This is a genomic window from Arthrobacter sp. SAFR-023, from assembly GCF_051965295.1.
Taxonomy (GTDB): domain Bacteria; phylum Actinomycetota; class Actinomycetes; order Actinomycetales; family Micrococcaceae; genus Arthrobacter.
The window spans coordinates 82,476-95,587 of record NZ_JBQCMF010000014.1; the positions used below are offsets into that span (position 1 = coordinate 82,476).

The 13,112-nt window shown below is 67.5% G+C and carries 14 protein-coding genes and 1 tRNA gene; 4 read left to right on the plus strand and 11 right to left on the minus strand.

Going from position 1 to position 13,112, the window contains the following annotated elements; genetic code table 11:
• Nucleotides 1–60: 60 nt before the first annotated feature.
• From ACTHQX_RS15610 to ACTHQX_RS15625, 4 genes are all read right to left on the minus strand, one after another.
• Nucleotides 61–741 carry an HAD-IA family hydrolase gene (locus ACTHQX_RS15610; RefSeq protein ID WP_236806719.1) on the minus strand — a complete coding sequence of 227 codons (681 nt, stop codon included), beginning with the start codon at nucleotides 739–741 and terminating at the stop codon, nucleotides 61–63.
• Nucleotides 742–787: 46 nt separating this feature from the next.
• Nucleotides 788–1,165, minus strand: coding sequence for a VOC family protein (locus ACTHQX_RS15615; RefSeq protein WP_236806717.1), 378 nt, complete (start codon nucleotides 1,163–1,165; stop codon nucleotides 788–790).
• 89 nt (nucleotides 1,166–1,254) lie between these two features.
• Nucleotides 1,255–1,890, minus strand: a complete 636-nt coding sequence (gene upp / locus ACTHQX_RS15620) for a uracil phosphoribosyltransferase (RefSeq protein ID WP_236806715.1) — start codon at nucleotides 1,888–1,890, stop codon at nucleotides 1,255–1,257.
• 12 nt (nucleotides 1,891–1,902) lie between these two features.
• Nucleotides 1,903–2,736: a phosphatase PAP2 family protein gene (locus ACTHQX_RS15625; RefSeq protein ID WP_236806713.1), complete on the minus strand. Its 834-nt coding sequence runs from the start codon at nucleotides 2,734–2,736 to the stop codon at nucleotides 1,903–1,905.
• Nucleotides 2,737–2,796: 60 nt separating this feature from the next.
• Here ACTHQX_RS15625 and ACTHQX_RS15630 point away from each other — a divergent pair, with 60 nt between their 5' ends.
• Complete coding sequence (locus tag ACTHQX_RS15630; RefSeq protein ID WP_236806711.1) at nucleotides 2,797–3,303, plus strand: nucleoside deaminase; 507 nt, start codon at nucleotides 2,797–2,799, stop codon at nucleotides 3,301–3,303.
• Nucleotides 3,304–3,330: 27 nt separating this feature from the next.
• Here the strand turns inward: ACTHQX_RS15630 and ACTHQX_RS15635 are convergent, their stop codons facing one another.
• From ACTHQX_RS15635 to ACTHQX_RS15650, 4 genes are read right to left on the minus strand one after another with little or no spacing between them, the layout of a single operon-like run.
• On the minus strand, nucleotides 3,331–4,554 hold the full coding sequence (locus ACTHQX_RS15635; protein ID WP_236806710.1) for a DNA glycosylase AlkZ-like family protein: 1,224 nt from the start codon (nucleotides 4,552–4,554) through the stop codon (nucleotides 3,331–3,333).
• A gap of 3 nt (nucleotides 4,555–4,557) precedes the next feature.
• On the minus strand, nucleotides 4,558–5,727 hold the full coding sequence (locus tag ACTHQX_RS15640) for a glycosyltransferase family 4 protein (RefSeq protein ID WP_440158103.1): 1,170 nt from the start codon (nucleotides 5,725–5,727) through the stop codon (nucleotides 4,558–4,560).
• 7 nt (nucleotides 5,728–5,734) lie between these two features.
• On the minus strand, nucleotides 5,735–6,133 hold the full coding sequence (locus ACTHQX_RS15645; RefSeq protein WP_440158102.1) for a 6-pyruvoyl trahydropterin synthase family protein: 399 nt from the start codon (nucleotides 6,131–6,133) through the stop codon (nucleotides 5,735–5,737).
• A gap of 3 nt (nucleotides 6,134–6,136) precedes the next feature.
• Nucleotides 6,137–7,189: a zinc-dependent alcohol dehydrogenase gene (locus ACTHQX_RS15650; RefSeq protein ID WP_440158101.1), complete on the minus strand. Its 1,053-nt coding sequence runs from the start codon at nucleotides 7,187–7,189 to the stop codon at nucleotides 6,137–6,139.
• Nucleotides 7,190–7,326: 137 nt separating this feature from the next.
• Here ACTHQX_RS15650 and ACTHQX_RS15655 point away from each other — a divergent pair.
• Together ACTHQX_RS15655 and ACTHQX_RS15660 are read left to right on the plus strand one after the other, a co-directional pair.
• Nucleotides 7,327–7,416, plus strand: a tRNA-Ser gene (locus ACTHQX_RS15655).
• 172 nt (nucleotides 7,417–7,588) lie between these two features.
• On the plus strand, nucleotides 7,589–8,194 hold the full coding sequence (locus ACTHQX_RS15660) for a dihydrofolate reductase family protein (RefSeq protein ID WP_440158100.1): 606 nt from the start codon (nucleotides 7,589–7,591) through the stop codon (nucleotides 8,192–8,194).
• 99 nt (nucleotides 8,195–8,293) lie between these two features.
• Here ACTHQX_RS15660 and ACTHQX_RS15665 read toward each other — a convergent pair whose 3' ends face one another.
• A complete protein-coding gene (locus ACTHQX_RS15665) occupies nucleotides 8,294–8,677 on the minus strand; it encodes a hypothetical protein (RefSeq protein ID WP_440158098.1) in 384 nt (127 codons plus the stop codon).
• Between the two features lie 259 nt (nucleotides 8,678–8,936).
• A complete protein-coding gene (locus tag ACTHQX_RS15670) occupies nucleotides 8,937–9,290 on the minus strand; it encodes a hypothetical protein (protein WP_236806700.1) in 354 nt (117 codons plus the stop codon).
• Between the two features lie 105 nt (nucleotides 9,291–9,395).
• On the opposite strand from ACTHQX_RS15670, the gene ACTHQX_RS15675 reads away from it, so the two are divergent.
• Nucleotides 9,396–9,977: an SRPBCC family protein gene (locus tag ACTHQX_RS15675; protein ID WP_440158096.1), complete on the plus strand. Its 582-nt coding sequence runs from the start codon at nucleotides 9,396–9,398 to the stop codon at nucleotides 9,975–9,977.
• On the opposite strand, the gene ACTHQX_RS15680 is transcribed toward ACTHQX_RS15675, so the two are convergent.
• Complete coding sequence (locus ACTHQX_RS15680; RefSeq protein WP_440158095.1) at nucleotides 9,974–13,111, minus strand: efflux RND transporter permease subunit; 3,138 nt, start codon at nucleotides 13,109–13,111, stop codon at nucleotides 9,974–9,976. The genes ACTHQX_RS15675 and ACTHQX_RS15680 overlap by 4 nt on opposite strands.
• Between the last annotated feature and the right edge of the window lies 1 nt (nucleotide 13,112).

The following is a 13,112-nucleotide window of genomic DNA, read 5'->3' on the forward strand; positions in this document are numbered from 1 at the left end:
AACTTCCAGCCCGAAACATCTGCGGTGCCACGGTCTATGATCTGTCCTGACAAGCGAAGGCTACAGCCGCAGGGAGATCGCCGGGCGCCCGTCCTGGCCGGTTTCCACCGAGGCGGAAACGGCGCTGTAGTCCGGGATGTGCAGCACGCCGTCGGGAAGGACGCCGGTGTTCGGGCCCACCGCGACGGTCCGGATACCGGCGGCGACTCCCGCCGCGATGCCAGCGGGAGCGTCCTCGAACACCACCGCCTCCGTGGGGTCTGCCCCGAGCAGGGACGCGCCGAGCAGGTAGCCTTCGGGGTGCGGTTTGCCGCGGGACACGTCCTCGGACGTGACAACCGCTGCCGGCATCTCCACCCCTGCCGCCGCCATCCGGACGGTGGCGAGGTCGCGCGACGCAGACGTCACCAGGGCCACGGCGTCGGCCGGCAGGGACTCGAGCAGCTGCAGCGCACCCGGCACGGCGACGATGCCGGCTGTCTCGGTCAGTTCCATGCGTCCCAGCTCGGCCGCCAGGGCATGGACGTCGGACCCCTCCGGAGCGAAGCGGCGGACAGTATCCAGCGCCTGGACTCCGTGGGACGTGCGGAGGATTTCCGCAATATCAAGGCCGTAGCGTCCGGCGAACTCGGTCCACACCCGCTCCACGATGGCCGTGGAATCTACCAGGGTGCCGTCCATGTCGAACAGGACGGCGCGGGCTGACAGCGTGGTGGTGGCGGACTCGGCAGGAAGGCTCATGGCTTCCATCCTGCCTCATCCGGTGCGATGACGCGCCCTTCGAAGCTCAGCCGTTCGGCCGGTTCGGAAGGTACTGCACCGCCCATTTGTTGCCGTCCGGGTCGGCGAAGTAAACGAAGTGCCCCCAGTCCTGGACGTCCACGTCGCTGACGTCCACGCCGTTGGCCTTGAGCTGGCTGTGCGCTTCATTGATGTCGCTGACCACCAGCTGAAGGCTGGGCGCCGTGCCCGGAGGAGCATCGTTCAGCCCCTCCCCGATGGCAATGGAGCAGCCCGAACCGGGTGGGGTCAGCTGGACGAAGCGGAGCCCGTCCATGGGCCGTTCGTCATAATCCGCGTTGAAGCCGACCTTGTGTACGTAGAAGTCCTTGGCGCGGTCGACATCGGACACGGGTACGAAGACGAGTTCAAGTTTCCAGTCCATGGTGCACAGGCTAGCCGGGGCGCCCTGCGCTCCGGAAGACCTCCGGCGGTGGACTGGGGTTCGGGGCCGGCCGGTTCACGCGGGCGGGTTTACCCGGCGATGCCGTAGAGCCGGTCGCCGGCGTCGCCCAGGCCCGGCACGATGTAGGCCTTCTCGTTCAGCTTCTCGTCGATGGAGGCGAGGACGATGGTGACGTTGGCGTCCTTGAGTTCCTCCTCCAGCTTTGCGAGGCCTTCGGGAGCGGCGAGCAGGCAGATGCAGGTGACGTCGGCGGCGCCGCGCTTGAACAGGAACTTGATGGCCTCGCGCAGGGTGCCGCCGGTGGCGAGCATGGGGTCGAGGACGAAGATCTGGCGGCCGGAAAGGTCATCCGGCAGCCGCTCCGCGTAGGTGATGATGTCCAGGGTTTCCTCGTCGCGGGCCATGCCCAGGAATCCCACTTCGGCGGTGGGGACGAGCTTGGTCATGCCCTCGAGCATGCCCAGCCCGGCGCGCAGGATGGGAACCACCAGCGGAGTGGGCTTGGTGAACGCCGTGCCAACCGTGGTGGCGACCGGGGTTTCGATGGTGACCGGCTGGGTGCGGACGTCGCGTGTTGCCTCGTAGGCGAGGAGCGTGACCAGCTCCTCCGTGAGCTGGCGGAAGACCGGCGAGGGGGTGTTCTTATCCCGCAGGACGGTGAGCTTGTGGGCGACCAGCGGATGGTCCACGAGGAGTGTGCGCATGGGTCAAAACTATCACCCGGGGCCTGGCTCCCCGCCCCGGTTTCCGGCTGCTTCCCCGGCATCGGGGGTCCCCTGGAGGCGCTCGGCCCGCTCGGCTTTGCTGTCCTTGAGGTGGGCCGGGTGCTCGAATGTGGGGGCGGGGCCCGCATGCTCCCGCCGGCGGATTACATGGAACAGCCGGTGGGCCAGGATGACCACGGCAACCCAGGCCGCCCCGATCAGCCAGGCGGCCATCACATCCGTCAGCCAGTGGTGGCCGAGGAACACCCGGCTCAGTCCCATGGCGATGATGAACGCCGCTCCCGCGATGATCACCCACGTCCGTGCCGAGGTCTTCCGGAACTGCAGGCACACCAGGTACACCACGATGCTGATCACTACGGTGGTGTTCAGCGTGTGCCCGCTCGGAAACGACGGCGAGAACTCGAACGGCGGAACGGCGTCGAGATGGTCGGGACGGGTGCGGCCCAGCAGGGTCTTGCCCACGCTGGTGGCGGTGACGGAGACTGCAGCCGCACCGCCCACCAGGATGAGCGGCCGCCAGCTGCGGCTGACATAGATCAGCCAGGCCACGAGGATGCTTGCCAGGATGGGCATGCCGATGCCGCCGCCGATGTTCGTGAAGGCCGTAACGGCCGAGTCGAGCCCGGGGCTCCTGTACTCCTTGGCCAGCTGGAGGGCGGGTTTGTCCAGACCCGAGACGCCGTCCTGGTCCACGACGCTGTTGTACACCTCAGCGCTGAGGAGGGTCAGGACCACCACCAGGAAGCCGCCGACGACCAGGGTGATCCACAGGGCTGCGTAAGGCCCGAGCCACCTGCCGTACCTCTCAGTCAGGGACTTCATGGTTACTCCCGGCGCTTGCGTTGTCCGATGCTAAGTATCCTTCGAAACTATCATTGACCCATGGCCCCGGCAGATCTGCAACACCTGGAATGGATGGGCCTTGCCCTCGAAGAAGCCCGGCGGGCCCTGGCTACGGAGGATGTGCCCATCGGCGCCGTCGTGATCGGTCCGGACGGAACGGTGCTGGGGACCGGGCGCAACGAGCGCGAGGCACTCGGGGACCCCACTGCGCACGCCGAGGTGGTGGCCATCCGGAAGGCCGCAGCGCGGCTGCGGGAACGTGCGGCTCTCGACGGCGGCAGCGGCGACGGCTGGCGGCTGGAGGACTGCACACTGGTGGTGACCCTGGAACCGTGCGCCATGTGTGCCGGCGCGATCGTCCTGGCCCGGATCCACCGCGTGGTGTTCGGGGCCTGGGATGAGAAGGCCGGGGCGGCGGGCTCGGTGTTCGACATTCTGCGCGAGCGCCGACTGAACCACTGGGTGGAGGTTTACGCCGGCGTGCAGGAGGAGGAATGCGGCATGCTGCTGCGCGAGTTTTTCGCGACGCACCGCACCGCCAGTTAAGCACCGCACCGCCAGTTAACAGGTTGGCTAACTGGCGGCGTCCAGCGCGTCAATCCGCTCCTGCCGGGACGCAGGCGAATCCAGGCTGAAGGAGCGGAAGTCGCCCAGGTCCTCCCGGATCCACGCCTCAACCTCGGCGATGCGCTGCTCCACAGCGGGCGTCCGGCCGGCAAAGAGCCAGGCCGCGATCCTTTCCCTGCCGGGATCGTACTGCCAGAGCCCGATGATCCTGCCGCGGTCAAAGATGGGGTGGTCCGGGAGGTCCGCCTGCAGCGCCAGGGTGGCGTTCAGCAGCTTCCGGCCCCGGTCCTCGTCCGCAAACAGGTCCGCCGCGTTCCGCCGGTGCAGCACCAGCGAATCGGTGCCGGCCAGCAGCTGGATCTGTTCCCCGTCAGGCGGGCTGAAGTCCGCGAGGCGTTCGACGTCGGCCGGCAGCATCCAGAGCACGTCGCCGGCGGCGGTGGGCACCTCCACGGCCCCGACGGCGGCAAGCGCCGCCTTGCTGTCGGTGAGGGTGAAGCCGGAGAACCACTGGGACTGCTTAATGGTGGCGCCGCCAGTCCAGCCGAGGTAGCGGCGGATCAGTTCCTCCCGGGCGCCTTCGGGGCCGAGCCGGCTGGGCGGCAGGCCCCACAGCGTGTAGGCATAGCGCTGCTGGTCCAGGCGGCCGTTGACCGGAACGCGGCGGATCCGGCCGTCTGCCTGCAGCAGCCCCAGCGCCGTGGGCAGCGTGGTGGCGGCGCCCTTTTTCTTGCCTTCCTCGCCCAGGCTCCGCACCGACTCCCCCAGCTCCTCCTTGAGCTGCCTGGGGTCCAGGGGACCGCCGGCTTCGCCGAGGACATGCACGATCTGTTCCTCCAGCAGCGTGATTTCGCCGCGGTCGACGCCGAGCCGCGCCAGCACCCGGAAGGCCTCCTCAGCGCTTTTGCCCAGGCTCAGTGCCCAGTCGAAGTCCTCCCGGCCCAGCACGTAGGTGCAGCCGCGGGCGGTGGGCAGTTCGTGGATCCTGAGCTCGCGGACGTCCGTGTCCACCTGCTCACGCCGGATTCCGGCGCGGGCGAAGAGGGTCAGGTATGGGTTGGCACCGCCCACGGACCTCGCCCATCCCGCCGCGGCGAGCACCTCCTGCGGCGTGCGGCCTTCGAGTGTGCCGTCCAGCCCCTGCCGGTGCCAGGCCCAGGCGCGGAGCAACTCCGGGGTGAGGGCTTCAACGGCTGGCAGGGTGGCGGCGGACGGGACGTGGCTGGTCATGCCTCATTCTCCATCAGCAGGCGGTTGCGAGGAATGGCGGCCCGGCGATGCTTTCGGCGCCACGTAGCCGAGCACCTGGCGCGCAGTGGCGTCCCAGCCCGGCAGGAGTTCCCTGCCGGCGAGGGCCCGCCGGCGCCATTCGGCGCGCAGCCCGGGGTCTGTGAGCCAGCTGCGCACCAGGGCCGCCAGCGGCCCGGGGTCCGCCTCGGCAGGATCACCGTCACTGCCCAGTTCGACGGCGGCGCCGGGCAGCGCGGGTCCAGCACCGTCCGGGTACCCTGGGGCAGTTTCCGCACCCAGCCCCAGCGCCTCGACGGCCCCGGTGCCGGCCCGGACGATGACCGGCACCCCGCGGGCGACGGACTCGGTGACCGCCATGCCGAAGGCCTCCACCTTGGAGACCAGCAGGCTCAGGTCGGCGGCGTCCCACTGCTGCTCCAGCGTCTCGCCGGTCAGTTCGCCCGCAAGCTCCACCCGGCCGCCGAGGCCGTAGCGGTCTACTGCCGCCGTGACCTGGCGGGCGTAGTCGGGGTCCGCCGTGGCAGAACCGACGAGGGCAGCCGTCCACTCCAGATCCTGCAGCCGCGCCAGCGCGCCGAGGAGGGTCAGCTGGTCCTTGTTGGGCAGCAGTGCCGCCACGGCCAGCAGCCGCGGCGGCTCGGATCCGCCCGCCACCCGGGCGCGCCCCGTTCCGGGCAGCGCCGCGCCGACGCCCGCCAGTCCATGCCGCCGGGTAATTTCGGCGGCGGCGGAGCCACTGGTGCAGATCACGCCGGCAGCCGCCCGGAGTGCCCGGGCTTCCAGGTCCGGGTGCTCGTCCAGGGGCATGTGCAGCAGGACCCACGGCGCGTGGCCGGCGGCGGCGGCAGCCTCCATCGCTTCGGGGGCGCCGGAGGCCACCAGGCCGTCAACCATCGTGACGGTGTTGGCGGGCACCCCCGCCGGGGCGCCTGCCCGTGCCCCCTCACCGGTTCCAGCCATGAGCAAGCCGGCCAGCCGCCGTCGTTCTTCCTTGCTGCCCACCGGCCAGTCGCCGCCGACCGGCTGGATGGTCACCTTGGCTCCCAGCTGCTCGAGGCCCTGCGCCAGCGCGGCGTTATAGACGTTGCCGCCGGAGTTGTGGCGGATGTTCCCGGGAACCAGGAGCCGGATGGCTTGCGGCGGGGGCGGCATGGCCGGGTCAGCTCCCCCCGAGCTCGAGGGCGTAGCTCGCCCAGGCGTCGGGGTTTTCCCGCAGGGTGACGTCCAGGCCTGCGAGTTCCCGGCCGTCCGTGTCCTCCCGCAGACGCTCCGCGACGGCCTCGGCAATGTACTGCGCCAGTGCCTCAGTGGTGCTCAGTTTGCCGGCGAAGTCCGGGTGATCGTCCAGGTTGCGGTAGTTGAGCCCGGCCAGCACCTCCTCGATCATGGTGCCGGCCGCGCCGATGTCCAGGACGATGGCGTCGTCGTTGAGAGCGCGACGGCGGAACGTCACCTCCACGACGAAGGTCGCCCCGTGCAGGCCCTGGGCAGGCCCGAACGCCTCCCGGGGAAGGCTGTGGGCGATCATGAAGTGGCGGCGTACGGTCAGGCTGAACAATGGTTACCTCGCGCTTTCTGTGGTGGCGGTCTTACGGACTGGGTCTTCGGCGCCGGGCGCTTCAGTGGTCGGGTATGCAATGACGTGGCACAGCGCTTCGAGCCGGCCCTCGGCCAGGTCCTGGACTACGCCGGGCAGCCCGGTGAAGTCCGAGGTGCCGGTAAGGAAGGCATCGAACACCGGGTCCGCCAGCAGGGACACCGCGAGCTCCAGCCTGTCGGCGTTGGTCCGGCGGTGCCGGCGGGCCCGCGCCACGGCGCCCACCTGGCTGGCCCGGATGGACAGCCTGCGGGCGTGGAAGTCCTCGCCGAGCGGGAGCGTGATTTTCCGGTCGGCGTACCAGGACATTTCGATGATGTCGCCCTCGTCCCCCACCAGCTTCAGGCTGCGTTCCAGCCCGCCTTCGGACGCGGAGCAATGGAACACAATGTCGCAGTCAGCCAGGGCATCATCCGGAAGGGCGAAGTCCACGCCCAGCGCGTCTGCGAGGTCCTTGCGGGAGGGGTCGAGGTCCACGAGCTGGAGCCGCGCGAGGGGAAACGTGCGCAGCAGCGAGGCCACCATGCCGCCCACCAGCCCGGCGCCGATCACGGCGACGCGGTCGCCCAGCCGTGGCCCCGCCTCCCAAAGGGCGTTCACCGCCGTTTCCACCGTCCCGGTGAGGACCGCGCGGCGGGGAGGAACGGCGTCCGGAACGCGGGTGAGCGAGGACACCGGAACCACGTAGCGGTCCTGGTGCGGGTGGAGGCAGAACACGGTTTGCCCCACCCAGTCCGCAGGGCCCTGCTCCACCACCCCCACGGACAGGTAGCCGAATTTCACCGGCGACGGGAAGGAGCCTTCCTGGTGGGGGGCACGCATTTCCTCGGCGACGCAGGGCGGAACGGCGGCCTGGTGGACCACGAGTTCGGTGCCCTTGCTGATGCCGGAGTACAGCGAGCGCACCAGTGCCTCCTCAGGGCCGGGGACGGGCAGCTCCTCGGTGCGGAGTTCACCCTGGCCGGGGCCCACGGTCCAATATGCGGTTGCTTCGGTCTGCTGCTGGAAAGTAGTCATCTTGCTTATGAATCTAGTGCCCGGTCCCGATTTCCGCGAAGACGCGTCCCGGCGTGGCCGCTCGCGCAGCCCGAACCGCGGTGCAAAGACATGCCGTTTTGGGGATGCGGGCCTTGCTCCGGTACCCTATTGAGGTTGGTGACGTGTCCGAGCGGCCGAAGGTGCAACACTCGAAATGTTGTTTGGTGTAAAAGCCAACGTGGGTTCAAATCCCACCGTCACCGCCAATAAGCAAGGCCCCTGCTTCCCTTGACCACAAGGAAAGCAGGGGCCTTTGCTTTGCCCGTGCACACCGGTTTTAGGCCTTCATTTGGTCTCGGCGAGGACGCTATCACGTGCTAGGATCCCCAGAATCGCCTCACGACCGCATGCCAGTCGCAATCACTCAGGAGGTTCGCGATGCCGGACACCACCTGCCACATGTCGATCTCGCTTGACGGCTTCGTCGCCGGGCCGGACCAGAGCCGCGAGGACCCCTTGGGCAAACGGGGGCGGGAGCTGCACGGCTGGCATATCGGCGACCCGCGAGCCAATGATGCCGACAAGGCCGCGAACGAGTGGCTCATGCGCCCGCGGGGCGCGTATGTGATGGGCCGGAACATGTTCGGCCCGATTCGCGGGGACTGGGATGAGGATTGGACCGGGTGGTGGGGAGCCGAACCGCCTTACCACGCGCCGGTGTTCGTGATGACTCACCACAGGCATGACCCGATCCAGATGGACGGCGGGACCACCTTTCACTTCGTCACCGAGGGCTTCGACGCTGCTTACTCGGCGGCGTGCCAGGCCGCTGGGGACAAAGGCGTGGACATCGCCGGTGGGGCCTCGACCGTTCGACAGGCACTGATCGCCGGTGTGATCGACGAGCTCACCCTCGACATCGCACCGGTCCTGCTCGGTTCGGGCGAGCGCATCTTCGACGGGGTTGAATCCTTCGGCTTCGAACCCGCCGAGGTGCTTCACTCACCGCTGGCCACCCACATCCGCTATCGCCGCGTCAGCTAGATTCGTCGGCGCGGAGGTCGAATGTGCTGGCCCCGGCTCTCTGCCCTGGATTGGGCATCCCCCGCGTCATTGGTTCAGCCTGTCGCCGTAAAGAGCAATTCACCACCATCGGTATTTCTTGGGGACCAAGCCCGCGAGTGATGGCAGACCGAAGATGGAGCACAGCGCTCCCACGAAACCGCCGAACCCATCACTGACCGGCCCGGTCACGAGGTAGAGGCCAAAGCCAAGACAGACTACTCCAAAGCCGAGACGCCATGCGCGGTCCGCCTTCGGGTTCGGCTGGTATCTGGAAACGCCGTATTTCCGCGGCGTTCCTCTGAGGTTGGCTGGCGGGTTCGGATCAGTCTCCGTGGGTCCGTCAACGACGCGGCCGGCTTCGTCCACCCACCGGCCGGTTCCTACTTCAGGGCATTGGGCGTGGACGCTCTCGTCGACGGTGGCGAAATCCGCCGCGTCCGTCCGGGGCGGCGGCCCGCTCATTCCCCGGTTCGTAGAGCGGGCCGCCTACCGAAGCCGTAGATCAGGAGACCCGTTACGGCGACGGTAGCCAGATATTACCGCCACCGGGTTGGAAAAAAGTGGCGACGATTTGGAACCTAAGCAGGCTGTCCATTAGTTTTGACGGGAACGTTCCGTGTTCCCCCATACACGGAGCGGTTGCCTAGAAGAACCCCGCCGCACTCGTGCAGCGGGGTTCTTCGCTGTGTAGGCCAGAAGCGGTGCGGTTATCCCGGGCCTGTTACTCCGTTCCGGATTTCTGTTCCCGGTCAAGGAGGTTCTTCCTGATCTCGTCCAGCTTCTCCTTGATGACCCGCTCCGCGTCCGAGATGGTCTTCCCGGCGCTGCTCAGCGGATCCAGCTGCACGTACACCTGGTGCGCCACAGGCAGGTCGTACTCATCCTTCAGGTGCGTGCCGCCGCCGACGCCGTCCAGGGTCAGATACACCTGGGCGTCGGTGCGGGCGATTCCGGCGATCTTGCCGAACACCACGGTGAAATCGTTCGGCTGAAAGCTCACCGTCTGGCCGATGTGGCTGCGGTCAAGCTCCCCGGCCGTCACGGCCTTCTCATACTGGCTTCCGCTGTAGTTCATCGCTACTCCTCTATTTGGGCGTGGTGACTTACGCCAGCAGTCTATGGCGGAAGGACCACACGCGCTTGAATGGTGTCCAGGTCTTTCCGCTGGCAGGAGGCAGACATGCACGCCAAAGGCACCAGGAGCACGGACTACGCCTTCGTCACGGAGTGGCGGGTGGCGGGGAGGGCTGAGGAGGTGGCAGCCGTTCTGGGTGACCCCGCCGGGCTGGCCCGGTGGTGGCCGTCCGTGTACCTCAGTGTGGACCCCATCCATGCAGGCAAAGCGAACGGCGTGGGGCGGATGGCCAGGCTGCACACCAAGGGCTGGCTCCCCTATACCCTCCGCTGGACCCTGACCGTCACGGAACCGATCACGAGCAAGGGCTTCGCGATCCGCGCAACGGGCGACCTCGACGGGACCGGGCGCTGGACGTTCGAGCCGGATGGGCCGGAAGTCCTGATCACGTATGACTGGCGGGTCAGCGCCACCAAGCCGCTGCTGCGGCGGCTCAGCTGGCTGCTGAAACCCGGGTTCTCCGCCAACCACCGGTGGGCGATGGCCCGAGGGCAGGAAAGCCTGGCGTTGGAATTGCGGCGCCGGCGGGCGGGAACCGGCACGCACTCCGTCCCCGCACCGCCGCCGCCCACGTTCCCGCGGGTGGCGGGGCGTGGGCGGCGGATGGACCGGCGGGTTCGTGGCTAGGCGTTAGCCAGGACGGGCTCCGGGGGTGCCTGGTACCGCTCGGCCTTCGGCTTGGCGAACCTCAGGTACAGCGACGGGACCACGAACAGGTTGAGCAGCGTGGACGTCACCAGCCCGCCGAGGATCACCAGGGCCATGGGATGTTCAATCTCGTGGCCGGGGATGTTCCCCAGGACCACCAGCGGCACCAGGGCAAGCCCCGTGGCCAGGGTGGTCATCAGGATCGGTGACAGGCGTTCCCCGGCGCCCCGCAGCACCAGTTCCGGACCGAACTTTTCACCCTCATACTTCTCCAGGTGCTGGCAGTGGTTGATGAGCAGGATGCCGTTCCTGGCCGCGATGCCCATGACCGTCAGGAAGCCCACAATGGACCCGAGCGAGAGCACCCCTCCCCCCATGAAGGCGGCGAACACGCCGCCCACCAGGGCAATCGGCAGGGTGAGGATCACCAGCGTCGCCAGCCGCCAGCTTCCGAAGGCCACCTGCAGGAGCAGGTAGATCACGGCCAGCGCCCCGATGGCGAGCGTCAGCAGGGTGTTAGTGGCCGCCTGGCGTTCCTGGAACTCGCCCAGGATCTGCGTGCGGAAGCCCGGGGGCAGCTCCAACTTCTTAAGCCCTTCCTCCATGGCCGCAACCACGGTGCCCAGCGTGCCTTCCTTCACGTTGGCCTGGATGTCGATGCGCCGTGAGTGCGCATCGCGCTGGATGACGTTCGGGGTCGGCTTGACCTGGACGCTTGCCACATCGGACAGCAGGATCTTCTGCCCGTTCGGTGTGTCAATCGGGAGGTTCCTGATGCTGGTGATATCAGAACGGACCTCCGGCGGGCTCCAGACCTGGACGTCGTAGGCCTTACCGCCCCGGTACACGTCGCCGACTTCCTCGCCGGCAACCAGCCAGGCTGCGGCCCGGCGGACGTCGCCTGGCTTCAGCCCGTAGCTCTGGGCCTTGGCCAGATCCACCTCGATGTTGACCTGTGGGATGTCCTTCTGCAGCGCCGTCTGGACGTCAACCGCTCCTTCGGTGGCGTCAAAGATGGAATGGATCTCCGCCGCCTTGGAGCGCAGGAGCGCCAGGTCGTCCCCGTAAAGCCGGACGACGACGGCGTTGCTGGCTCCGGTGAGAACCTCACGGATTCTCTCCTTCAGGTAGGTCTGGACGTCGCGCACAATACCGGGATAGCCGTCCACCACTTCATGGATCGACTTCAGCGTCTTGTCATAGTCAACCGCCGGATCGATGCTGATCCAGTTCTCGCCGAAGTACACCCCCACGACCTCGTCCGCGTTGAAGGCCTGCCCGATGTGCGAGCCGCAGTTCCGGACCCCCGGGATGGTCAGCAGTTCCTCGCAGGCCTTCTGGCTGACGCGGTACTCCTCCGACACCGACGTGCCCGGCTGGGTCAGCCAGTGCATCAGGAAGTCGCGCTCCTTGAAGTCAGGCAGCAGCGACTGCCCCAGCAGTGGCGCCGTGATGGCACCGATGGCGGCCATGGCACCGAAGGTCGCGTACCCCGCTACCGGCCGCCGTACCATTCGGTTCAGGACCGCGCGGTAGCCGCGTTTGAGCACCCTCACCAAGGGCGGTTCCTGTTCCTTCAGCGGAACTTTCCGCATGAAGATCAGTGCCAGCGCCGGTGTGACGGTCAGCGCCACGAGCATCGACGCCAGCACCGCCAGGGTGTAGGAGATGGCCAGCGGCCTGAAGAAGGCCCCGGTCAGTCCCTGCAGGAAGAAGATCGGCACCGCTGCAGCGATGATGATCAGCGTGGCGTAGACGATGGGCCCGCGGACCTCCAGTGAGGCCTCCAGGACCACCGAGGCGGTGGACCGTGTCCCGCCCTCCGCCCGGTGCTGCCGGAGTCTTCGGATGATGTTCTCGATGTCGATGATCGCATCATCCACCACCACCCCGACGGCAATCACCAGCCCCGCCAGGACCATGGTGTTAACCGATGCTCCTGTGAGGTAGAGGACGGATGCCGCCGTCACCAGTGACAGCGGGATGGCGATCAGGCTGATCAGCGCGGTGCGCCACTGGAAGAGGAACGCGCCCAGCACCAGCACCACGAGGATGCAGCCCAGCATCAGCGCGCGGCTGAGGTTGTTGAGGGACTCCTCGATGAACGTTGCGGGCCGGAAGATCTCCGTATCAACGGTGATGCCGCTGAGTCCCGGCTCCATCTGCTGCAGGGCGGCCTCAACGCCCCGGGTGACTTCCAGGGTGTTGCCCCAGGGAAGTTTCTCGACGATGAGCATCAGCCCTTGGCCCTGGTTGATCACGGCGTCGCCAATGAGCGGCTGGTGGTCTTCCACGACGTTGGCCACATCACCCAGGCGGAGCGGCTTCCCGTTCCTCTCCTCGATGGTGATCTCGGCGAGGTCCTTCGGAGTGGTGATTGGCAGCACGTGCTGGATTCCGACCCGCTGGTTGGGCGTCTCGATGTGGCCGCCGGTACCAATGACGGAACCCGGCGAATACTGCAGCAGGCCGGCGTCGAGGGCGTTGGCGGTGACTTCCATGACCTGGTTCAGGCTGACGTCATGGGCCTTCAGCTTGTCCGGAATCGCTTGCACCTGCAGCATCTGCAGCCGCTCGCCCCAGATGGCCACATTGGCCACGCCCGGGACCCGCAGCAGGTGGGCGCGGATCTTCCAGTACGTGATCATGGACATTTCCATGAGCGAGCGCTGGTCCGAAGTCAGTCCGATCTTCATGACCCGGCTGGTGGACGACAGCGGCTGCAGGATCACCGGCGGCGCCGCCCAGGTGGGCAGCGACGGAATGACGTTGGCGATCCGCTCCGAGACCAGCTGGCGGGCCTTAAGCAGGTCCGCTCCCGGGGCGAAAATCAGCACGATCGAGGACAACTGCTCCACGGACTTGGAGCGGATCTCATCCAGGCTCTCAACGCCGTTGAGGGCGTCTTCGAGGGGAACGGAAACCAACTGCTCCACCTCGGCAGCGGTCAGGCCGATGCAGATGGTCTGAATCTCCACCTTCGGCGGCGCAAATTCGGGAAAGACGTCCACAGAGGCCGTGCTGAGCTGGACGCCGCCGAACGCCATCATTGCCACCGCGATGGCCACCACCAAGGCGCGGAATTTCAGGCTGAACCCGACAATCCGGCGCATG